19 protein-coding genes are annotated in these 21,929 nt (G+C 39.1%); 6 read left to right on the top strand and 13 right to left on the bottom strand.

Annotated elements, in window-relative coordinates; genetic code table 11:
• Positions 1-88 precede the first annotated feature (88 nt).
• Genes ACT53H_RS04800 through ACT53H_RS04820 form a run of 5 tightly spaced genes read right to left on the bottom strand, consistent with a single transcriptional unit; the run spans position 89 to position 8,818 of the window.
• Entirely contained in the window at positions 89-1,684 is a 1,596-nt protein-coding gene (locus ACT53H_RS04800) for an ABC transporter ATP-binding protein (RefSeq protein ID WP_476008745.1), read from the bottom strand.
• Entirely contained in the window at positions 1,659-2,669 is a 1,011-nt protein-coding gene (locus tag ACT53H_RS04805) for an ABC transporter permease (RefSeq protein WP_476008746.1), read from the bottom strand. The genes ACT53H_RS04800 and ACT53H_RS04805 overlap by 26 nt, the downstream gene beginning before the upstream one ends.
• On the bottom strand, positions 2,669-3,721 hold the full coding sequence (locus ACT53H_RS04810) for a microcin C ABC transporter permease YejB (protein WP_476008747.1): 1,053 nt from the start codon (positions 3,719-3,721) through the stop codon (positions 2,669-2,671). The genes ACT53H_RS04805 and ACT53H_RS04810 overlap by 1 nt, the downstream gene beginning before the upstream one ends.
• 30 nt (positions 3,722-3,751) lie before the next feature.
• Complete coding sequence (locus ACT53H_RS04815) at positions 3,752-5,587, bottom strand: extracellular solute-binding protein (protein WP_476008748.1); 1,836 nt, start codon at positions 5,585-5,587, stop codon at positions 3,752-3,754.
• Between the two features lie 15 nt (positions 5,588-5,602).
• The gene (locus ACT53H_RS04820; protein ID WP_476008749.1) at positions 5,603-8,818 is read right to left on the bottom strand and encodes a LysM peptidoglycan-binding domain-containing protein; all 3,216 of its coding nucleotides are present in this window, start codon (positions 8,816-8,818) and stop codon (positions 5,603-5,605) included.
• Between the two features lie 232 nt (positions 8,819-9,050).
• Between ACT53H_RS04820 and dnaQ the strand changes: the two genes are divergently transcribed.
• The 3 genes from dnaQ (at position 9,051) to nudC (ending at position 12,944) form a co-directional block, all read left to right on the top strand.
• Positions 9,051-10,427, top strand: coding sequence for a DNA polymerase III subunit epsilon (gene dnaQ, locus ACT53H_RS04825; protein WP_151963493.1), 1,377 nt, complete (start codon positions 9,051-9,053; stop codon positions 10,425-10,427).
• Positions 10,428-10,557: 130 nt separating this feature from the next.
• Positions 10,558-12,201: a chemotaxis protein gene (locus ACT53H_RS04830; RefSeq protein WP_476008750.1), complete on the top strand. Its 1,644-nt coding sequence runs from the start codon at positions 10,558-10,560 to the stop codon at positions 12,199-12,201.
• The gene (gene nudC, locus ACT53H_RS04835; RefSeq protein ID WP_174727890.1) at positions 12,201-12,944 is read left to right on the top strand and encodes an NAD(+) diphosphatase; all 744 of its coding nucleotides are present in this window, start codon (positions 12,201-12,203) and stop codon (positions 12,942-12,944) included. The genes ACT53H_RS04830 and nudC overlap by 1 nt, the downstream gene beginning before the upstream one ends.
• Positions 12,945-12,972: 28 nt before the next feature.
• Here the strand turns inward: nudC and ACT53H_RS04840 are convergent, their stop codons facing one another.
• The 3 genes from ACT53H_RS04840 to ACT53H_RS04850 form a co-directional block, all read right to left on the bottom strand.
• The gene (locus tag ACT53H_RS04840; protein ID WP_004793905.1) at positions 12,973-13,836 is read right to left on the bottom strand and encodes an alpha/beta hydrolase; all 864 of its coding nucleotides are present in this window, start codon (positions 13,834-13,836) and stop codon (positions 12,973-12,975) included.
• Between the two features lie 3 nt (positions 13,837-13,839).
• Positions 13,840-14,547, bottom strand: coding sequence for a BON domain-containing protein (locus ACT53H_RS04845; protein ID WP_004793906.1), 708 nt, complete (start codon positions 14,545-14,547; stop codon positions 13,840-13,842).
• A gap of 77 nt (positions 14,548-14,624) precedes the next feature.
• Positions 14,625-15,026 carry a YraN family protein gene (locus ACT53H_RS04850; protein WP_174727896.1) on the bottom strand — a complete coding sequence of 134 codons (402 nt, stop codon included), beginning with the start codon at positions 15,024-15,026 and terminating at the stop codon, positions 14,625-14,627.
• Positions 15,027-15,234: 208 nt separating this feature from the next.
• Between ACT53H_RS04850 and rsmI the strand changes: the two genes are divergently transcribed.
• Positions 15,235-16,071 (top strand): 16S rRNA (cytidine(1402)-2'-O)-methyltransferase, encoded by an 837-nt coding sequence (rsmI, locus tag ACT53H_RS04855; RefSeq protein WP_476008751.1) that lies wholly within the window; start codon positions 15,235-15,237, stop codon positions 16,069-16,071.
• A 130-nt stretch (positions 16,072-16,201) separates the two neighbouring features.
• Here the strand turns inward: rsmI and ACT53H_RS04860 are convergent, their stop codons facing one another.
• Positions 16,202-17,092: a LysR family transcriptional regulator ArgP gene (locus ACT53H_RS04860; RefSeq protein WP_476008752.1), complete on the bottom strand. Its 891-nt coding sequence runs from the start codon at positions 17,090-17,092 to the stop codon at positions 16,202-16,204.
• 105 nt (positions 17,093-17,197) lie between these two features.
• Between ACT53H_RS04860 and ACT53H_RS04865 the strand changes: the two genes are divergently transcribed.
• Positions 17,198-17,800 carry a LysE/ArgO family amino acid transporter gene (locus tag ACT53H_RS04865; protein WP_004793913.1) on the top strand — a complete coding sequence of 201 codons (603 nt, stop codon included), beginning with the start codon at positions 17,198-17,200 and terminating at the stop codon, positions 17,798-17,800.
• A gap of 56 nt (positions 17,801-17,856) precedes the next feature.
• On the opposite strand, the gene ACT53H_RS04870 is transcribed toward ACT53H_RS04865, so the two are convergent.
• Positions 17,857-18,498 (bottom strand): cation efflux transmembrane domain-containing protein, encoded by a 642-nt coding sequence (locus ACT53H_RS04870; protein ID WP_476008753.1) that lies wholly within the window; start codon positions 18,496-18,498, stop codon positions 17,857-17,859.
• A 65-nt stretch (positions 18,499-18,563) separates the two neighbouring features.
• Between ACT53H_RS04870 and ACT53H_RS04875 the strand changes: the two genes are divergently transcribed.
• Positions 18,564-18,965 (top strand): MerR family transcriptional regulator, encoded by a 402-nt coding sequence (locus tag ACT53H_RS04875; RefSeq protein WP_004793916.1) that lies wholly within the window; start codon positions 18,564-18,566, stop codon positions 18,963-18,965.
• 60 nt (positions 18,966-19,025) lie between these two features.
• Here ACT53H_RS04875 and ACT53H_RS04880 read toward each other — a convergent pair whose 3' ends face one another.
• The 3 genes from ACT53H_RS04880 to ubiH all read right to left on the bottom strand — a co-directional run bounded on the left by ACT53H_RS04880 (position 19,026) and on the right by ubiH (position 21,922).
• Complete coding sequence (locus tag ACT53H_RS04880; protein WP_004793919.1) at positions 19,026-19,277, bottom strand: hypothetical protein; 252 nt, start codon at positions 19,275-19,277, stop codon at positions 19,026-19,028.
• Between the two features lie 207 nt (positions 19,278-19,484).
• Positions 19,485-20,717: an FAD-dependent monooxygenase gene (locus ACT53H_RS04885; RefSeq protein WP_476008754.1), complete on the bottom strand. Its 1,233-nt coding sequence runs from the start codon at positions 20,715-20,717 to the stop codon at positions 19,485-19,487.
• The gene (ubiH, locus tag ACT53H_RS04890; protein ID WP_476008755.1) at positions 20,714-21,922 is read right to left on the bottom strand and encodes a 2-octaprenyl-6-methoxyphenyl hydroxylase; all 1,209 of its coding nucleotides are present in this window, start codon (positions 21,920-21,922) and stop codon (positions 20,714-20,716) included. Before ubiH ends, ACT53H_RS04885 begins: the two co-directional genes overlap by 4 nt.
• Positions 21,923-21,929 lie beyond the last annotated feature (7 nt).

Consider the following 21,929-nt stretch of genomic DNA (forward strand, 5'->3'; position numbering starts at 1 on the left):
ATTTTAAAGAATATAAAAATATGCAACTTTTTGCATAAGTCAAAAATTAAATTTATTCTATTAAAAAACAAATGATTAAAATAAAATCTTAAAAAGATGCTTTAATTAACTGTCTGGTATATTCAGTTTGAGGCTTAGAAAATAGGAGTTCAGTTTCCTGATATTCAACAACTTTAGCATGACGTAATACCATCACTTTATGGCATAGTGATTTAACTATATTAAGATCATGACTAATAAAAATATAACTTAACTGCTCTTTTTGCTGTAATTGTCGCAACAACTTGATCATAGCTTTTTGCGTAGTCCGATCTAAGGCCGATGTAGGTTCATCCAAAATTAAAAGTTTCGGCTGAACCACCAAAGCTCTGGCTAAGGCGACACGTTGACGTTGCCCGCCTGAAAGTTCATGAGGATAACGATGTTGAAAATCTTCAGCCAATTCAACCTTTACCAAAGCAGATTCAACTTGCTGGGTTACCTCTTTATCATTCATAGCTTTTAACTTTAACCCTTCAGCAATAATCTGCCCCACAGTCATACGCGGGTTTAAACTGCCAAATGGGTCTTGGAATACAAGTTGAAAATCTGATCTCATCAACCGTAGCACTTTTGGCTGTAACTGATTCAAATCTTGTTCTAAAAAAACAATTTGCCCTTTACTCTTAACAAGCTGAACCAAAGCCAGAGCTAAAGATGACTTACCTGCACCACTTTCACCAACTACCCCAAGCGATTCACCTTGAGCAAGATCAAAACTCAAATCTTCTATTGCGGTGAAATATCCTTGAATGCGATTTAAAATTCCTTTTCTTATAGGAAATTGCACGCTGAGCTTTCGAACTGATAAAACATTCTGCTGAGCAGGTATGGATTCTACTTTTCCAAAATCATGATCTAATAATTTTGCTGTATAAGCTGTTTTTGGGTTTGCAAAGATTTGGCTCAGTTCACCCTGCTCTACTACACGCCCACTTTGCAATACAATCAGTTTCTCAGCATAGCGATGTACTAAATTTAGGTCATGGCTAATTAAAATAAGTGCCATTCCATATTTGCTTTGCAAAGATTTTAATAGCTCTAAAATCTGTATCTGCAAAACCACATCCAATGCAGTAGTAGGCTCATCAGCAATCAAAATTTTAGGCTGAAGTGCCAATGTCATCGCAATCATGACACGTTGTCTTTGTCCACCAGAGAGCTCATGCGGATAGCGTTTTAAAATTTGTTCTGGTTCAACAATTCCCACATCTTTTAGTAGCTCAACGATTTGTTGTCGAACTTCAAGTTTTGAAAATCCTGATAAAAGAAGATTTTCCCCTACAATTTTTTCAACCCGATGTAGCGGATTTAACGCAGTAGCAGGTTCCTGAAAAATCATAGCGATTTGTCGACCACGTAAATTTGCTTGAGCTTTCTCATTTAACTCAAGCATGTCTTGTGAGCCAATCCAGACCTGACCCGTTACTTCTAATTTTTGTTGTAGCAATCCCATTATTGCTAAGCAGCTCATCGATTTACCTGAACCACTTTCGCCCACAATAGCGAGTGTTTCACCTTCACTTAAGTAAAAATTTAGATCTTCTAATAGAATCTTTTGGTCTTTGGTTTGAACGGAAAGATGTTCTACCTTTAACAACGTTGAAGCAGTATTTAAATTATTTTCTTGGGTCAAACGCATCACGGGCCGCCTCCCCAATATAAATTAAAAGTGAAAGAACAATGGCCAGACTAAAAAAGCCTGAAATTGCTAGCCATGGCGCATCTAAATTATTTTTACCTTGTAGCAATAACTCGCCTAAAGAGGCTGCATCGGGTGGCAGCCCATATCCTAAAAAATCAAGAGCGGTTAACGCGCTAATATTAGTCGTTAAAATAAAAGGTAACTGAGACAAACTCGAACTGATCGCATTGGGCAAAATATGCCTAAAAATAATAGCGCGATCGGTCACTCCCAAAACTTGGGCTGCACGAACATAATCTAGCTGGCGAGCTTTTAAAAATTCGGCTCTGACAACTCCCACCAAAACGGTCCAGCCAAAAAACAACATAATGAAAAATAGCCAATATACGTTTGGCACAAACATACTGACTAAAATCATGACCATAAAAAGCATGGGTAAGCCATTCCAGACCTCAACCAAACGTTGTCCTAATAAATCTACCCAACCGCCATAGTAACCTTGAATAGCACCTACGGTAATTCCAAATAAAGCAGAACAAAATGTTAAGGCTAAACCGAAAAGTAACGATACTCTTAATCCATAAAGAATGCGGGCAAAAACATCCCTTCCCTGATCATCTGTTCCCAACCAATTTTGCTTGGAGGGTGGTGAAGGTACAGGAACGGCCAAGTCTAAATTGGGCGTTTGATATGAAAACTTAACGAGCGGCCAAACTGCCCATCCTTTAGCCTCAATAAGCGCTTGTACGGCGGGGTCTTTATAATCAGCTTCTGTTTCAAACACCCCACCAAACGCAGTTTCTGGATATGTTTTAAACACTGGCAAATAGTAAGAATCTTCATACTTCACTAACAATGGTTTATCGTTAGCAATCAACTCCGCAGCTAATGACAAAACCAAAATCAGACTAAATAGAATAAAGCTGGCCCAACCCAATTTATGCTGTCTAAAACGCTGTAATCGCGTCCGCACAATTAAAGACATTATTTGCCTCCTTGTGCGTCAAAGTGAATTCTTGGATCAATCCATTGGTACAGCACATCACAAATGAGACGTAAAATTAGGCTAAATAAAGTAAAGAAAAATAAAACCCCAAAAATAACAGGATAGTCACGCTGGACAAGGGCTTCAAAGCCCAGCAATCCCACCCCATCTAAATGAAAGATAATTTCTACAAACAGGTTACCCACAAAGAAAATACCCGCTAACACCTCTGGCAATCCTGCGAGCACAACTAAAATGGCATTACGAAATACATGTTTATATAACACCTGTTGGCCATTCAATCCTTTTGCATAGGCTGCCAAAACATAGGGTTTATTGAGTTCTTCTAAAAATGAGAATTTAGTTAAATAGGTTAAACTGGCAAAACCGCCTAATACCATGGTAATCAGTGGCAAAGTCATATGCCATAAATAATCGGTAACTTTGCCCCAAAGACTAAGTTGATGAAAGTTATCCGATACTAAATTTTGTAATGGAAACCATTGGAAATAAGAGCCGCCCGCAAAAAAAACAACTAACAGAATGGCAAATACAAAACTTGGTACAGCGTATCCCACCACAAGAACTAATGAGGTGGACCGATCGAACCACGAACCTTGTTGTCTTGCCTTCTTAATTCCCAGCGGAATAGAAATAAAATAAATCAGAAAAGTGCTCACCAGCCCAATTGAAATTGAAACAGGTATTTTTTCCCACAACAATTGCACGACAGGCTTATCTTTAAAGAAACTTTGTCCAAAATCTAAAGTTAAATAACCTTTTAACATTAGAAAAAAACGTTCAGGAGCAGAACGATCAAAGCCGTACTGAGCCTTAATTTGTTCAACCATTTCAGGGCTTAAACCTTGAGCACCTTGATAATAAGTTTCTGCACTCAATGCACGACCAATTCCCAAATCGCTTTGTGCCTGATGTATTGCTTGCTCAACTGGCCCACCCGGTGCAATTTGCACAACCACAAAGTTAATCAATAAAATGACAAGCAATGTGGGAATCATTAAAAGAAGTCGCTTGAGAATATATGAACCCATATAACAGGATTTCCTTTATGGCAGGTGTTTTTATTGTTGATGTAAATATTTGGCAACTTTTTTGGCTTTATTTGCATCACTCCACCAATATTCTATTCCAGAAGAAAGTGCTGGTTTAACTTTAGGTTGTTGATACATATTCCAATAAGCATACCAGTTTTCACCTTTACCATAGGTCGGAATTTGATAATAACCAGCTCTAAGCAACCGATCGAGAATACGAGTATAAATAATCTGTTGTTCACGGCTTTTACTTGCAACAAGTTTTGAAATCACTTGATCAATTACGGGATTGTGAATACCCGCATAATTATAATTTCCATCCTGCGCTGCGGCGACACTTCCCCAAAACTGAGTTTGTTCATTGCCTGGGTTGAGAGATTGCGGCAGATTCATGGTGGTCATGTCAAAATCGTAACGACGAGTTCTTTCTAAATATTGCGGAGCATCGACCTGACGCAAATTAACTGCAATGCCTAACTTTTTCAGGTTACGAATAAAAGGTAGAAGTGTTCGTTGTTTGCCATCTTGCTGAATTAGAAACTCAAACTGAACTTTTTTTCCTTCTGGCGTAAATAGCTGCCCTTCTTTAACTTTATAGCCAGCTTGTATCAATAATTGCCGAGCAGTTAACAAATTCTGACGGTTAAACCCACTCGCATCCGACACTGGATATTTCCAGTCTGCTAAAACACCTTGCTGCATGAGCGGAGATAACTTAGGCAATAACGGTTTTAACAACTCTAATTCAGTTTTTGAAGGTCGACCCGTTGCTGCTAATTCACTATTTTCAAAATAACTTTGAAGACGTTGATATTGACCATAGAACAAGGCTTTATTCTGCCATTCAAAGTCATAGGCATAGGTTAAGGCTTGTCTAAAACGGATATCATTTAAAGGTTTTCGTCTGGTGTTAAAAACATAACTTTCAGTGGCAATCGGGTTGTGGTGACGAAATTTATATTGAGTAACCAGTCCTGCTTTTACGGCTGGAAAACGGTAATCTGTTACCCATTTTTTAGGATTAGTTTCTTCATGCAAAGTGTATTGCCCAGATTTAAATCCTTCAAAAGCAATATCCCAATTCCGATAATAGACATATTTTAATCGGTCAAAATTATAACGCCCCTTGTTAATAGGCAAATCTTTTGCCCAATAATTTGGGTTTCTTTTATAACTAATGCTTCTACCGGCATCAACTCGTTCAACTACATATGGCCCCGAACCAATAATCGGTTGTAGGGTAATTCGGCTAAAATCTCTTTTTTGCCAATCTGCTTTTGAATAAATCGGTAAGGTTGCCAAAATAAATGGCATTTTAGGATTATGGGTAGACTTAAAACTAAACTTTACCTGATGGGTGTTTATGACTTCTGTTTTTGCCAAATCAGCAAGATACATCTGTAAACCTAAATTGGACTTCGTCTGATAGGCATCAAAGCTAAATTTAACATCTGCCGCAGTGACTGGCTGTCCATTGCTAAAACGCGCCTTTGGGTTTAAATAGAAAGTAACAGACTGCGTTTTTTCTGGGTCATAATTCACTTTCTCGGCTAAAAGTGGATATAAAACTCCGACCTCATCTAGCGACTGGGTCATTAAAGTATCAAAAAGATAATTAACGCCCTCTGTAGCATTCCCCTTACCATTCATACTATTGAGGTTATCAAAAGTTCCTTGAGCGGCCTGACTTAACAGACCACCCTTAGGAGCATTGGGGTTTGCATATGGCATAGCCATCATTCCTAAATATTTAGGCTTGGAATGAATCGCTATATATGAAGTGGTTTGCTGTGCAGAAAAAACTGCATGCGAAACGACACTGAGCCCGACTAGCAGGCTCAGTTGAAAAGATGATTTATGCATAAGTTACTAATTATTTTATAAATTAGGCACTTTAATAACATCACCAATGCGAAGCTGAGTAGAAGGCGTTAAATTATTCAGCTCAGCCAAGAAATTGGTTTCTAAACCATATTTGCTAGCAAGGCCAATTAATGTATCACCACGCTTCACTTTGTATTCCACAACAGTTTTTGGAATCACAATATTTTGACCGCGCTGTAAACTAGCACTCGCTTTTAATGCATTCATTTCAGCAAGTTCGCGCACTGAAATGCCTGCACGGCTCGCAATACTATTTAAAGACTCACCAGATTTCACAGTATATTTTTCAGTGTTTTTACCAGCTGCAACTGTTTTAGTTGAAGACTTGGTATCTACTTTAGCTGTTTCTACTGTAGGTACATCACCTGTTAGCTTTAAACGCTGCCCTACACGAACGCTACTGGTACGTGAAAGACCATTTAATGAAGCAAGGTAGTCCAACTGTAAGTGATAACGGTTAGCAATATTACCTAAGCTATCACCAGATTTGACTGTATAAGTTTCTGGCGTTTCTTCTTTGGTATTTTTAGAAGATTTAGTTGGCGCTTCTTCAACCGTACCTGTTAGTTTTAAGCGTTGACCAGCACGCAAACCGGCAGTACGAGACAAACCGTTTAGATCAGCCAAATAACTTGTTTGCAAATTATATTTACTCGCAATCGCATTTAAGCTATCACCAGACTGTACAACGTATTGTTCTGGAACACTTAAGCCTGCCGGTACTTTTAAAGTTTGACCAAGTTGCACATGGCTATTTGCTTTTAAGTTATTTAACTCGGCTAGCTCAGCTAGACTAATTTTTGATTTAGTTGCAATACTCGATAAAGTATCACCACGTTGTACTTTATAGCCTTCTGTTTTATAAGAAACATTTGCTGATGCTTTCTCAGATTTACTAGAAGCCTTAGTTTCAGCAACTTCATCTACAGAAATATCTTGTGTAGGCACATTAATTTTTTGGCCAGCCATCAAGTTACTGCCCGCAGATAAACCTGGCGTTAATTCAGCAAGTTCTTGATTAGAGAGCGCATAACGATCTGCAATCAACTTAAGGTATTCACCGCGCTTCACAGTATAACTTTTTGTTGCTATAAGTTTCGTTGCATTTGACTGAACTGCTTTAGGCTCGGCTTTAGCACTTGAGCGACTATTCTTTGGCTCTTTTAACTGTAGTTTCTGTCCAACAAACAGACCATCTGTCACTGATAAATCGTTATATTCAGCTAACTGTCTTACTGACAAATTAAACTGATTAGCAACACCGCTTAAACTGTCGTTAGCTTCAACCACATATACATCTGGTTTAGCTGTACTTTTAGATGTTGTTTGAGTTTCTTGTGGTTTAGCATCATATAGGTAAAGCGTTGAACCAACATATAACGTCTTTTCAGGGTCAATCTGGTTCCATTTAGCAACATCGCGCCAGTTTACGCCGTTTTTCATTGCAATAACGGCCAACGTATCACCCGGTAAAACCGTATAAGTACTACGCTTACCTTTAGGCTGTACAACCACTACATCTGTATCAGTTTTAATGTAAGGCTTGCCTTTATTGCGCTGTCCGTCTTCAGAGTTAGCTACGGTTACGTCTTCAGCTAAAGTTTTTGGATAAGCAAAACCTCTACTGACCTCTTTACCTTGTTGCTCTGCAACTGACTGGCTCGTCTGAATTGCGGTTAACCTAATTTTGCCATCATACGGATCGACAATTTCAGTTCCTTTAGGCGCAATTGCTTTTAATTCAGCAACGACTTGATCTTTTTCAGCTTGAGTTGGTTGTGGCTCTAAAGCTTGCTGAACTGTTTCTTTCTCACCTTCAGCTCGAACTGCCGCTAAAATCTTTTCACGTTCAGAAGCCGAAATCGGTGGCTCCATCTTAACAGGCTTCGTAATGTTAGCTGCATTGGTCACAGCTACAGGAATACGCGGCGCACTTGGTACATCCGCTGATGCTGCAAAGGCAGCTAACGCATCTGAACCACGTGGTGTAGATTTTGAAATCGTTGAAGTATTCTTCACTGGTGAAGAAGGTTTAACTGGCTGAACTTGTGTTGTTGGTGTTGTTCTTGTTGTCACTGTAGTAGAAGGACTAACCGTTGTCGGTGTAGACGGTGAAGTTGCATTTGCCCACCAACCTGAGCTACCACCCGTTTTTTTCCCTTTTAATTTATTATCAATTGAAGGACTTAAATCTGCAGGAATCAAAATACGCATTGGACTCGCAGGGTCTACTGCTTCACCACGATATCCCGGGTTCAATGCATAAAGTTCTGCACGGCTTAACCCTGCTGTAGAAGCAATTTCATTTAACGTTAAAGGTGCTGATAAAGTCACTTCACGGAAATGGGGTCTATTTGCAATAGGCGGTAGTTCTACACCATAAGCCTTTGGATTTTTAATAATTTGAGCAACAGCTAAGAAACGTGGAACATAGTTCATTGTTTCTTGAGGTAATTTTAATGACCAATAATCAGTTGGCAAACCAGCAGCTTGGTTGCGGTTAATCGCCTGCTGAATACGTCCAGGGCCAGCGTTATATGCAGCTAACGCAAGTTCCCAAGAACCAAATTGGTTATAGAGACTTCCTAAAAACTCATAAGCTGCGCGAGTCGATTCAACCACATCTCGGCGCCCATCATACATACCAGTTTGCTTTAAGCCATAAATACGACCAGTACTTGGAATAAACTGCCATAGCCCCGCTGCTGCTGCACTACTTGTTGCAGCTGGGTCATAAGAACTTTCAATTACTGGTAATAATGCAAGTTCTGTCGGTAAGCCACGGCGTTCAGCTTCTTTCACAGTATGGTACAAATAACGACTGGCACGAGCACTCAAGCGATCAAGGTAAGGCTGACGAGAAATAAACCAGCTACGCTGAGCTTCAATACGTGAATCCCAATGATTCAAATCCATTTTGAAACCAACAGACATACGCTTCCAGACATCACCATGCTTCAAAATAAGCAGACGATCGCCTTCTACAGCGCGCATATCGGTTGCTGAAAGTAAGTCTTCCAAAGAGTCAAGACTACTCGCATCTAAATAACCTGCACCACTGACCTGTTTCGATTTTGAGGTTTTTGCAGATTGCGGAGTCGATGAACAGCCTGTTGTAATACCCAACGCAGCTAAAGCAGAGCTAAGTACGGTAATTTTGAACAATGATGCCGCAGATGGCTGCCACACAAATGTGGTTGGTTTATACATAAAAACTTCCAAACAACTCGCGTAATATTTTTTGGGGTCTGCCCACAAACCCTAGGTCTTCGATGCCATTGTAGTAAAGCGTGCAAGATAGACAAGGCAATAATTTGATGTCATTTGCATGGAAATGTTACAAGAAATTAAAAAAACCTTGCTTTGTAACGATGGAACCGAACTTTTTGCGTATACAATACACCATATTCAGTTCTTTTTCTTTTAGTTTAGGTTTCGATTTATGTCTCAAACAATCACACTGTATGTTGATGGTGCATGTCGTGGCAATCCGGGTTTAGGTGGTTGGGGCGCATATGTCATTACCGAGCAGGGTGAGCATAAATTATTTGGCGGTGAACCTGAGACAACCAATAACCGCATGGAGCTTACTGCTGCGATTGAAGGCGTTTCATTTTGCCCACCCGATGCTCACTTAATTATCTGGACAGATTCAAATTATGTGAAGCAAGGCATTACTGAATGGATTCATGGCTGGAAAAAGAAAAACTGGAAAGATGTAAAAAATCCTGACCTTTGGCAAAAATTAGATGCTGTATGTGCAGGTAGAAATATTGAGTGGAACTGGATTAAAGGCCATGCTGGACATGCAGGCAACGAAATGGCCGATGAGCTTGCAAATATCGGAGCCGATCAAACTGCACTGCAAAAAAAAACAGTTCAAGTGACTGCCCTGCAAGATATAAAAAAGCCTGAAGAGGATTGGTTGCTTGATGATCCTTTTGGGTTTGATATGACAGAAGTAGCCGAAGAAGATAATATTGATCTTGAACAGTCCGAAGAAGTTGAGATGATTATTGTGGATGAAGAAGTTATTGAAGTTGAAGCTGCCGAGCCAGAAAGTAAGCAACCCGTTAATAATATTCATCCTCAAATTGTTTTGACCGAAGCCAAATTACAATTACAAGGGCCTCGACAACTGATTCTCGATACGGAAACCACTGGTTTTTATTTCCAAGATGGCGACCGAATTATTGAAGTGGGCGCTATTGAAATGATTAACCGGAAACTCACCGGTAGCTCAATTCATATTTATATTAACCCGCAAAAACCAGTGGGCGACTCAGAAAATATCCATGGTATCAGTGATAATTTCTTAAAAGATAAACCGCTGTATGCAGAAATTGCCGATACGCTTTTTGATTATCTAAAAGGCGCAGAGATTATTGCCCATAACGCAACCTTCGATATGAACTTCCTTGATATGGAGTTTAGACGTGCTGGCCTTCCCGCACTTTCTGAAGTATGTGAAGTAACAGATACATTAGCTTTAGCAAAAAGCAAACATCCAGGACAAAAAAACTCGCTTGATGCCCTTGTAAGACGTTATGAAATTCCGGCACGTGACCGAACTTTCCACGGCGCATTACTCGATGCTGAAATTCTTTCAGACGTTTACCTAGCAATGACGGGTGGACAGGTTTCTTTTGATATAGATGCCTTATCCCAAAGTGAAAATAGCCAGAACACAACAAATAAAACTAGGATTCAAATTGACCTACCAGTTATTTACCCTTCTGAAGAAGAGTTAAATACACATGAGACTTGGGTCAAAGAATTTGAGAAAAAACATGGAGAACCTTGCCTTTTTGCAAAATAAATTTTTGATTCTTTAGCGTTTTTAGCTTTTCCCCTTTGTAAGTTAAGTTATATTAGTCACATAGATTTTTAGCTCAAATTACCGAGCACTACGAATATAACAATTGATTTTTTTTCAAAGGGGAACGTTTATGTCTGAGCATACTTCGATTCATTTCGATCCAACAGCTTTACTCATCATCAAACATGAAATTGATCGCTCAATAAAACTGGTTGAAGGTGCAGTAAGCACTTTAATTGAAGAACAAACGCTCCCTTTTGGTATTGATGATGCATTAGAACAATTTAAGCAATGCACTCAAGTCCTACGTTTAATTGATATCCCCTATCTTGCAAAAATCACTCAATATTCAACTGAGCTGATGCAAAAAATTATTGCGAAACCAACGCAAATTAATACCGTTGATGTCGTTGCGCTGAGTGAAGGCACGACCATGGTAAAACGATATATTGAGTTTATCTGCTTGCGTGAATTACAAGTCCCTCAGTTTCTTCTTAATACCTTAAATAATTTAGAATTAGCTTTAAATAAACCACTAACATCTTCTGGACAAGCGATTGCTCCTTTACTTGCAAATGCTTCACTTGAACTTCCACTTCCAGAAGTATTCATTAATGAAAAAACTCAGTTTATCCATCAACTCTATAAGCTATCTCTACATCATTTTTTAAATAAAACAGAAGCTACTCATCATTATCAAGCTTTTAAACTTATTAGTACCTATTTGGTCAGCATGGCAAAACACCAGCCAAGCCAACAATACTGGCAACTCGTAAATTATGCTTTCGACCATATTGATAACCTACTTTTAAATGATTCACGGTTACGTGTACTCATTAATATTGAAAGTTATATTGGTCAATTCTTAGCAACGCCAGAAACTTTCCAGCCTGATTTGCCTGCACTTGCAGATATTTTAAGTATTGTCATTGCTCAAGAAGATGAAGTTGCTCACCATATTCGCAACCAACTTCATATAGGCGATGAAACACCGACAGACACGCAACTACTGGTTTTAAGCCGTCATCTTTTTGGTCCTGACTTCGATACCATGCACGCAGTTAGCCAATTAATTTTGAGCGAGATGAACAAAGTGCGTAATGACATTGAATATAACTATCAAAATATGTCGACTGAAAAAGCACAACAATTGCAAACGAGTCTTTTACAGCTCGCTTATACATTCAAACTACTTAACCTTGATGAAGCCTCAGTTGAGCTTTCTCAACAAGCTAACAGTTTAAGTCAGCTCAATCTATTAAGTAATGAAAACTACGCACAGCAGCTTATGGACAGTATTTTATCTGCCATGAACTCAATTGGTATTTTGGTCCGCCAATATACGTCTAGTCGCTTACAACTTAACGTGAATAATACGAATATTTCTTTAGATCGCCTTGATGAAGCACATCAAGCCTTACTCACCGAGACAAAAAATTTAATTGATTTTATTTGTCAGAGTCTTACGTTATATGCAAATGATTCAACACAGAATATTGAAGCAATTGCAGGTTCACTAAAAGAGCTAGCAGGTGCGGCCGAGTTTCTAGGAAGTACCATTCAACAAAATGCTTTACTTCAAACTGCTCAATTTGTTCAACAACAACTTGAACAAAACCAGCCGTTTAATACAGATCAAATTCACTGTATTTTTAACGTATTAGCGGGCCTTGACATGTTGGTTGACAATTTAAAAAATAAACAACCTGTTCTACAATCCATGTTTAATGTAGCATTGTCGAGTAGTCAACAACTTCAAGAAAAGGCAGCTTAATGTCTGAATTATCACTTGCTTATATTTTTCATCATCAACAATTACTGGTTGACCAAAACCTTCAACTACCCAAAGTCGAAAAGTTAGCAAGTGATTTACTTTTCACTCATGATGAGCAAGTCATTGCACGTGATTTGCTTGCTGAGGAAACTATCCCCGAAGGCTTACAACTGGTTCCCATTCGTCAACTCATTACAAGTTGGTCGAAAGAACAGTTCTTACAAGCAAGCCGAGCTGTACAGTTACTTGAATGGCGACGCAATCATAAGTTTTGTAGCCACTGCGGACACCCGACAGAAGTTCATCCAAGTGAATATGCAATGGTGTGCCCTTCTTGTCGTTATCACCAATACCCTCGTGTAAACCCGTGCATTATTACTGTCATTACTCGAGGCGATGATGAAATCTTGCTAGCGAAGTCAGTCCACAACAAAACCAACATGTATGGTTTGATTGCAGGTTTTGTTGAGGTCGGTGAAACGCTTGAAGAAGCGGTACAACGCGAAGCTTTTGAAGAGGTAGGCCTAAGACTCAAAAATGTTCAATATATGTCAAGTCAGCCTTGGCCTTTCCCAAGTAACCTTATGGTAGCTTTTCGGGCAGAATATGAGTCGGGTGAAATTAAGCTTCAAGAAGAAGAAATTGCAGATGCACAATTCTTCAAAATTGATCAATTACCTGAGATTCCATTTAAGGGAAGTATTGCTCATTCAATGATTATGCAAATTACCCAAGCAGGGTAATCTGCCGTGTTTTAAACGAGACTCTCGTTTAAAACACTTCTTCAAGAAAATGTAAGATCGTTCTTTTCGTTCTGAAATAATGACTAATAAAACTAGAAAGGCTGGCCAAAATTGTAATATGCCCAGTTTTAGGAATCACGGCAATATGGCTGTGATTTCCCTTTTCTCTAAGTGCTGAATCCATATCTAAAGTATTGTGCTTTTTCACAATCTGATCATTTTCAGCCATCAAAAGGTAATGTTTAATATTATTTTGATTGACGAAATAATATGGCATAACTTCTTTATAAGAGATAGCTTGATCAAAAGCATCTTCGGCCAGTGGGTCACCCTTATAGTCAAAATGATAAGGTCCAGCTAAACCAATTATTGCCTTAATTTTCCCTAGACACTCAATTTTAGTTGAATCAGGATGATAAACAGCGGACATGACATTAAATGCACCTGCAGAATGCCCCATAAGTACAATATTTTCTGTAGAGATTTCTAGCTTGTCTTGGTTTTGATGCAAATAATTCAATGCCTGAGTCAGGTCATCAACAAAACTTGGAAAAATATTCTTAGGTGCTAACTGATAGTTAATAACAGCAACGTCATAGCCTTCTTTGGCAAAGGTCTCACCAATAAAGAGATAATCTCGTTTATTACCATGTTGCCACGCCCCACCATGCACAAAGACGATAAGAGGCTGGTGGGAAAGCTTTTTAACAGATCGGTAAACATCCAAACGGTGGCGAGGCTTTAGCCCATAACGAACATTTGGAACCTGTTCAAAACCATCTTTTGGCGTAAAACGGTTTAAAGCAAAACTCCCCAAATCATACAGGCGGAAATCTTTATAGAAAGTTCGCGCCTGTTCAATTTTGCTTTGTACTTGTTCAATCAGATTCATATATTACTGTGCAGTCGAAGCAGGATCTGTTTGGTCAGGATCAATTGCAACAGGTGTTTGAACTGTTGGTTGAGCAATGACGTTATTAATAATTGGTGTAGTCGTTGCGCTACCAGTACTTGCTGCTGGAGCAGGCGCCAAATCGACATTATCAATTAAAGTAACAATTTTGGTAACATTACCAACGTTTTGTAAGACGCTATTTAAATCGTTAATTTCAGCTGTATTTAAACGGCCCATTACATAAAGTACACCGTCTTCGGTATGTACAAGTACCTTACTATCAGAAACCACAGGTGCCTTCATTAAAAGAGCACGTGTATTTGCTGTTACACCGGCATCTTGCATGATGGTGTTATAGCTAACTTTGTTACCCACCGTAATATAGTTATGTACAGCTTTCACATCACTCATGGCTTTAAGGTTGTCTTCTGCCAATTGTTTCAAGTACGGGTCTGGCACTTGGCCAGTTAATAAAACTGTACTGTGGAAGCTTTCAATATTAATACGTGACTGCTTGAAACGTTGATCAAGTTTATAAATGTTGATATTTGCTGTACGTTTAATTGAAGAGTCAATGAATACTTGGCCTAGACTGCGGACACCGCTATCTGTGCCCACTGGAGCTGTGCCTGTTCCACCAGAAATAAAACTTGCGCAACCTGATAAACTTGCGACACAAAGCATTGTTACAGCAATACGGTTTAACACTCCACCAGACTCCTATCAATTTCTTGGCTTGATCATAAAGCATCAGACTTAAATTTGCTCAAAAGAGTAATGAACTCTTAATCCAAAGTAAATGCATTTTCGATCCATTGCAGATCATAATGGAATTTTGAAAAGTCTTGCTGTACTGTTTTTGCAATTTTCTGTGGAAAATCAAAACAAATCACATCAAAACGACAATAAAAATCCTGATAAGATGGATAGCGCTGTAAAAAACGCATCGCAGTTTTGATAATTTTCTTCTGTTTTGTCCACGTTACCATTTCACAAGCTTGTCCATAGTTTCCTATAGTGCGTGCTTTTACTTCAACAAAAACTAACTCTTGCCCTCTTTTGACGATTAAATCCACTTCGCCACGGCGTGAATGGTAATTACTTGTGACCCATACATAGTTTTGTGCTTGTAAAAGGCTTAAAGCAGTTTGCTCTGCCCATTTCCCCAACTGTTGCGCCAATAACATTTTTATTTTCCCCAATGAAAAGCATCTCTAGATGTTTTTATGCGTAAATTATTTTCTTAAAATTATCTGCTCTATCAGATCTGAATTGAACAAATGAAAATCAGATCATTTTTGAAAAGCTTAAGCTAACAGACATTGTTCACGCCCAAATCATAATTTCGGGTAAACTACCCGATTAAAATTGTTTATCTGTACGGAGTAAAACCAAATGAGTGCTCAGTTATTTGTTGTAGCCACCCCAATCGGGCACTTAGATGACATGACTTTCCGTGCAATTGATATTTTAAAATCAGTTTCTATTGTTGCTGCCGAAGATACTCGCCAATCAGCACAATTATTTAAGCACTATAATATATCGACTCAACTTACTGCATGTCATGATCACAATGAGAGCAATAAAATTGAGCAATTAGTTCAAAAATTACTTGCGGGCGATAGTATTGCTTTAATTAGTGACGCAGGTACACCGCTCATCAGTGATCCTGGCTTTAAATTAGTCCGTGCTGCTCAAGAGCATGGCATTAAAGTTGTTCCTGTGCCTGGTGCATGTGCTGCTATTGCTGCCTTAAGTGCGGTAGGTTTGCCAAGTGACCGTTTTAGCTTTGAAGGATTTTTACCATCTAGAGCTTCGCAACGTATTTCTCAATTAGAAAAACTTAAGAATGAAACCCAGACCTTAATTTTCTATGAAGCACCCCATCGTATTTTAGAGTCGGTTAAAGATATGGCTCAGGTATTTGGTGAAGACCGTCCTGTAGGGTTTGCACGTGAAATTACCAAAACCTTTGAAACCATCAAAAAAATGACCTTAAAAGATTTGGTCAGCTTCATTGAAAATGACCACAACCAAGAAAAAGGTGAAATTGTAGTGGTTGTGGGTGGTGCAGCTGCAAAAACAGATCTAGAACAAGAAAAACTAGATGAACTTTTAAAACGTTTACTTCAAGATTTGTCTGTTAAAGCGGCATCTCAACTTGCTGCCGATTTAACAGGAATTAAGAAAAAAGTCGCTTACCAACGTGCGCTCGAGTTAACACAATCTTAATTTTTAATTAGGTATGGTGATGACACAGACTATTTGTCATCACCTTCTGTTAATTTTGCATAATTAATCTTATAGACAAAATTACTTCAAAATCAGAACAAACTTTCTGGCTTTTTAAAATACTTAATCGCTATCTCAATATATGTTTTGCTGACTCAACAATAGTCTCTGTCAGTGCATCTAGCTGTTTAGACTGCCTTTTCCAGTGGTGCCAATATAACGGAATGTCGAGCTCAGCCTCAGGTATAACATCCACTAAAGTTCCATTGCTTAGCAAAGATTGAACCTGAAGCTCGGGTACCATGCCATATCCCAAACCTAATTGGATTGCTTTCACAAACGCATCTGTCGCAGGAATAAAACTATAAGGATAGCTCTGCAAAGGCAAACCATAATATTTCAGTAATACTTCTGAATGCATAAGATCTTTATGGTTAAAAATTACAGCGGGTGCATTTCTTAAAGTTTCTCGGTTTACACCATGTTTAAACCAGTCAGCTGTAAATTCAGCAGAAGCCAACATTTTATAACGCATTTTCCCGAGTGGTTGAGCTAAACAGCCTGACATGACCTGTTCTTCTGCCGAGATACATGCGTTGACTTGCCCTGTTTCCAATAAAGTATGCGTATGCGATTGATCATCAATTTTTAGTTCTAAGACTATTTTTTCTTTAAAAAGGATTTGCTGAATGCTCGGTAAAAGCCAAGTTGCTAGCGAATCTGCATTGGACGCTAGAGCAATTTTATAGAATTCCGATTCAGATGATTTGCCCATCAAACCTTGTAATAAGTTTTGCTCCATTAACCTTGTATGACGTAAATGTTGCAATAACGTTTGCCCCGCTTGCGTAAGTACACATGGGCGCCCACGGATAATTAAAATTTGGCCTAAATACTTTTCTAAAGCTTGCACGCGTAAAGACACTGCCGACGGCGTAATATATAAATACTCACCTGCTGCATCAAAACTTCCCACTTCTGCGACTGCAAGAAAGGCTTCACACTGTTTGCTATCTAACATATCAAACCTAAATTTTTTTTAGCCAAACCTAAATATTCTTAATTTTACTTATTTCTTAAGAAAAAGTCAGATAATTCCCACATCTGATTTTTTCACCTTATTGTTATGTTCTCTCTTAGTATATTTTTTAAAGGTTTCGGTATTGGTAGCGGGCTTATTGTAGCAATTGGAGCACAAAATGCTTTTGTTCTAAAACAGGGGCTTAAACAGCAATATGTATTTTGGCTATGTTTAATCTGTGCACTTTCCGACTCAATTCTAATCGCGTTTGGTGTATTAGGTTTTGCCGAAATTATGACAGCATCACCCATCTTAATTACGGTCGCAAAATATTTAGGGGCAACGTTCTTATTGGTTTACGGTGCGAAAGCATTCTATGCTGCCTTAAAAACCACCCAGAGTATGGAGCTTGATAGCAGCCAGAAACAGACTTTAACTCAAGCACTAGTGACCTGTCTCGCCTTTACTTGGCTTAACCCACATGTCTATTTGGATACCATTGTTCTGATTGGTTCAGTTGCAACTCAACTAGAAGACAAAATTAGTTTTGCTTTGGGCAGCATTGTTGCCTCTTGGATTTTCTTTTTCAGTTTAGGTTATGGCGCAAGGTTATTAAAACCATTATTTATCAATCCTAAAGCATGGAAAATCTTAGATTTCATTATTGGTTGCGTTATGTGGAGTATTGCAATATCGCTTCTCATCTAATGCATTCAAACAGTAAAAAGTACCATGTCTGAATGGTACTTTTTATGCAATCAAAATTATGCTTGAGAACCCAACACCAGCTTTGACTGTTTTCTTTCTTGCTGAGACTGTTTTATGACAGCATAACCAGAAGACACACCCAAGTACGCAATTACAAAGGCAACAAATAAATCTGGAAATACGCTCCCTGTTCCAAATACGCCAACGGCCGCTAAAATCACAGCAATATTGGCAATAGAATCATTTCTGCTGCACAACCAGACAGAACGCATATTGGCATCTCCATCACGGTACGCATAGAGCATAAGCGCGACTGAAACGTTAGCAATTAAAGCCATCACACCAATTGCCCCCATCACCATTGGTTCGGGTGAAATGCCATAAAAATATGACCAGACCACTTTTGCAATAACAAAAATACCGAAAGCGGCCATCGTTATTCCTTTAAGTAATGCAGCTGTTGCGCGCCAATATAAACTCATCGAAAGCACAACTAAAGATAATGCATAATTTGCTGCATCTCCGGCAAAATCTAATGCATCGGCCCATAGCGAAACAGATTGAGCCTTATAACCACCCAATATTTCTACTACAAACATCAACGCATTGATCACGAGTGCGATCCATAACGCTTTTCTAAAACGTGGACTCACTTTCTTAGAAGGAGAACATGTTGAAGCACAACCACATCCAGCCATTTTATTTCCTCAAGAACTCTTTTATAGTAATTAAAAACCCTTGAGTAGCTCCAGAGTCAAGCCTTATGAGTCTTTCTATTGGTCAATTATCAAAAAAAGCGGATGTTCCAATTGATACGATCCGTTATTACGAAAAAGTAGGTGTACTTGATCGTATCCAACGTTCAGAAAATAATTATCGTGTTTATACCGAGCAGACTCTCAATGACCTATTGTTTATTAAGCATTGCCGCGAATTAGATATTTCACTCAGTGATATTAAAACGTTAAAAGAAATGAAAGCTGAGCCTAAACAGGCATGTACGAAAATTGATAATTTAGTAGATAAATACTTAAATGAAGTATCAGAAAAAATTGAACGATTATTACTTTTAAAAGAATCTTTAATTGATTTAAAACAGCACTGTTCTACCAATCGAACAGTGGATGAGTGTGGAATTTTAAAAGAACTGCAAAGCTCGCCTTAAACCTATTTTGATAAGTTCATACAAATAAAAAAGCACCACTCATGTGATGCTTTTTTAAGATTAATGGTCGCTATGTTCATCAGGAGGAACTTCGGTAATTCTACCACCTCGAGCTAAAAATGCGGCAACTTCATCTTCCAACGCTTGGCGCTGTTTCTGTTTAGCAGTTACAGTCAGCGTTTCTGCCTCGGCAAGGTCAGTATCACTCATACTGCCTGCTTCTTCATCAGCTGCTCCGCTTTCGGCTGCTTTCGCTTCATCTTCATCTACAGCAGAATCTTCTGCATCTTCATAATCATTGATATCTGACATTTCACACTCCCCACAATGATTTTTATTGCATCATCGCTATGGTTCCAAGACCTCAGAAATTTAGCAATCTCTTTGCATTTAGCAAAGAGCCAATTTGGTCAATTCCGTATCTTTTTTAACCAAATTGGTAATGATATATAAATGATTGTTCAAAAAATATCTACTGGTATTTAATTCATTCAGTAGAGTATAGACCCAGTAAATATTTTAATGCCTATAGCGGGTACTTTGTAAAGCCCCTAAACCATTTGCTTGTTGCATAAATCGGTCTTTTAAAACCGGAGTCAGCTCAACTTGCTTAAGCCCCATATTGCGAGCCCAAACGACTGGAAATAGCTCACTGCTTTCAAGCCACCCAATTGCCGACATGCTATGCATCATTGCATCATTCTGACCTTTACGGCGATGTTCATAGCGCAATAAAGTTTGCTCATGTGCCCATACACCCCGCTTTAAATCATGAAGCAACACATCACACAGTACTGCCGCATCAAGACAGCCAATATTTACCCCTTGTCCAGCAAGTGGATGAATCACATGTGCTGCATCACCAATCAAAGCTAAGCCTGCTTTAACATATTGTTTTGCAGCGCGTGCTTTGAGCGGAAATTGGGCTCTTGAACGAACCTCTAACACCTCACCCAACATATGTTGGCTTTCTTGAGTTAAAAGCTGCATAAAGGCGGTATCGTTTAAAGCCGAATATTCATCGGCGTAATCATCTGGTAGTGTCCAGACAATTGATTGCCAGTATCCATTTTCAGTTTCTTCAAGACTTGCCATTGGTAAATATGCCAATGGTCCCGTAGGTAAGAAAATTTGGCGGGCAACATAATGATGGGGCTTTGCTGTTCTAATTGCACAGCTAATGGCTGCTTGTTTGTAATCTAGTACATCAAGGTCAATAAAAGCCTGTTCACGTACAAATGAATTTGCACCATCTGCACCAATAAGCAGTTTAGTTTTAAGCGTAGTGCCGTCTACTAATTGAATATGCCAACATCCAACACCTTGCTCAATACGCGTCACACGCACTTGAGTACGGTAATCTGTAAGCTGCTGCAACATTTTTTGCTGAATAGCAACGTTCAGTACACTGGGTTCCACCATAGAACCCAAGGCTTGCTCAGCTAAAGGCTGATGTGCAGAGTCTTGACCAAAATTAATTTCACCATAGCCATTAATATTCCAGACCTGCATGCCTGTATAAGGCATTTGACGTGCAAGATCATCCCAAACATTTACCGTTTTAAGCAAATGAATGGTCGCTTGGCTAAGTGCTAAAACACGTGGATTCATCACGCTTAATGTTTTCTCAACATCAAGTACAGGAGCCGCATCAAGCACTGTGGGTTGTACCCCGCCTTGCGCAAGTAATAAAGCAGTTAAACCACCAACCAATCCACCACCAACAATGACGACATCCAACACTTCACTCATGCTTTTAACCCCATTGCATAGTTAGCCACCAATGGTTTTACACCCGGAATGACATCAAACGCAATTAATCCTGTATTACGAATTAATTTTAATAATGGATTTTGGTTACTAAAACCACGAACTACAGTGTCACAGAACTTAATCACGCGCTGCTGATCTGATAAACGAGCTTGCTCATAGGCAAGTAAGTTACCAGGGTTACCTAAATCATCAGAAGTAGTTAACTGGTTCACTAAATAACGTACTAAAACATCTGCATCGCGTAAGCATAAATTAAAGCCCTGTCCTGCAACTGGATGAATTGTATGCGCTGCATTCCCCATTAGAATAACGCGACCAACAGCTTGTTTATGTGCAAGCACTTGCGAAAGCGGATAGCTAAAACGTTTACCCGTTTTTTCAAATTTACCCGCTCGGTCACCATAGGTTTGCTGTAAAGCACTTAAGAAATGCTGGTCATTTTCATCGCCCAACCATTCATTTTCAGTGCCTTTTTTCACAGGCCATACTACTGAACGGCGGTACTCTCCCGGTAAAGGTAATAAGGCTAAAGGACCTAATGCGCTAAACCGTTCAAAACCTACCTGCTCATGCGGTTTTGATGTCTGAACCGTAGTCACAATTGCAACCTGATCATAGTCGTGGACATCAACACCCACGCCAATTGCCTGACGACAAAAAGAATCGCGACCATCAGCCGCAATTAATAATTTTGACTCAAGTTTTAAGGTTTCCTCACCACGCAAAGCTTGAATATGTACTTGCTCGGCATCTTGAGTTAAAGCGGTAACCTGTACACCATCAATGAGTTCAATCAAAGGTTGTTGGCGCACTTGAGTTAACAACACACGACCAAGCCAAGCATTTTCAATTACCTGCCCAAAGCTTTCGACTTTTTCTTGTTCTGCAATTAAACGTGCTTTACCAAAACTGCCTTGCTCAGTAATGTGGACTTGCAAAATTGGAGTCGCATGTTGCTGTAATGCATCCCACAACCCCAGCTTTTGATAAATCTGTACGCTACGACGCGATAAAGCCGTATTACGCGCATCAAAACTCGAATGGTAAGGAGCAACATTTTGATCATCATAGTTTGGGTATTTCACAGCTTCTAATAGCTTTACCGCAATATTAGCCTTCGCGAGCATGAGTGAAAGGCTCAAACCCACCATTCCCCCACCTACAATAATCACTTGTTGTTGCATCGAGTTT

Source organism: Acinetobacter sp. DMC2 (assembly GCF_056314305.1).

Coding starts and splice junctions, on each gene's coding strand:
- ACT53H_RS04805 (WP_476008746.1), bottom strand. CDS start 2,669: ATGTCTTTAATTGTGCGGACGCGATTACAGCGTTTTAGACAGCATAAA.
- ACT53H_RS04810 (WP_476008747.1), bottom strand. CDS start 3,721: ATGGGTTCATATATTCTCAAGCGACTTCTTTTAATGATTCCCACATTG.
- ACT53H_RS04815 (WP_476008748.1), bottom strand. CDS start 5,587: ATGCATAAATCATCTTTTCAACTGAGCCTGCTAGTCGGGCTCAGTGTC.
- ACT53H_RS04820 (WP_476008749.1), bottom strand. CDS start 8,818: ATGTATAAACCAACCACATTTGTGTGGCAGCCATCTGCGGCATCATTG.
- dnaQ (WP_151963493.1), top strand. CDS start 9,051: ATGTCTCAAACAATCACACTGTATGTTGATGGTGCATGTCGTGGCAAT.
- ACT53H_RS04830 (WP_476008750.1), top strand. CDS start 10,558: ATGTCTGAGCATACTTCGATTCATTTCGATCCAACAGCTTTACTCATC.
- nudC (WP_174727890.1), top strand. CDS start 12,201: ATGTCTGAATTATCACTTGCTTATATTTTTCATCATCAACAATTACTG.
- ACT53H_RS04840 (WP_004793905.1), bottom strand. CDS start 13,836: ATGAATCTGATTGAACAAGTACAAAGCAAAATTGAACAGGCGCGAACT.
- ACT53H_RS04850 (WP_174727896.1), bottom strand. CDS start 15,026: ATGTTATTGGCGCAACAGTTGGGGAAATGGGCAGAGCAAACTGCTTTA.
- rsmI (WP_476008751.1), top strand. CDS start 15,235: ATGAGTGCTCAGTTATTTGTTGTAGCCACCCCAATCGGGCACTTAGAT.
- ACT53H_RS04860 (WP_476008752.1), bottom strand. CDS start 17,092: ATGTTAGATAGCAAACAGTGTGAAGCCTTTCTTGCAGTCGCAGAAGTG.
- ACT53H_RS04865 (WP_004793913.1), top strand. CDS start 17,198: ATGTTCTCTCTTAGTATATTTTTTAAAGGTTTCGGTATTGGTAGCGGG.
- ACT53H_RS04870 (WP_476008753.1), bottom strand. CDS start 18,498: ATGGCTGGATGTGGTTGTGCTTCAACATGTTCTCCTTCTAAGAAAGTG.
- ACT53H_RS04875 (WP_004793916.1), top strand. CDS start 18,564: ATGAGTCTTTCTATTGGTCAATTATCAAAAAAAGCGGATGTTCCAATT.
- ACT53H_RS04880 (WP_004793919.1), bottom strand. CDS start 19,277: ATGTCAGATATCAATGATTATGAAGATGCAGAAGATTCTGCTGTAGAT.
- ACT53H_RS04885 (WP_476008754.1), bottom strand. CDS start 20,717: ATGAGTGAAGTGTTGGATGTCGTCATTGTTGGTGGTGGATTGGTTGGT.
- ubiH (WP_476008755.1), bottom strand. CDS start 21,922: ATGCAACAACAAGTGATTATTGTAGGTGGGGGAATGGTGGGTTTGAGC.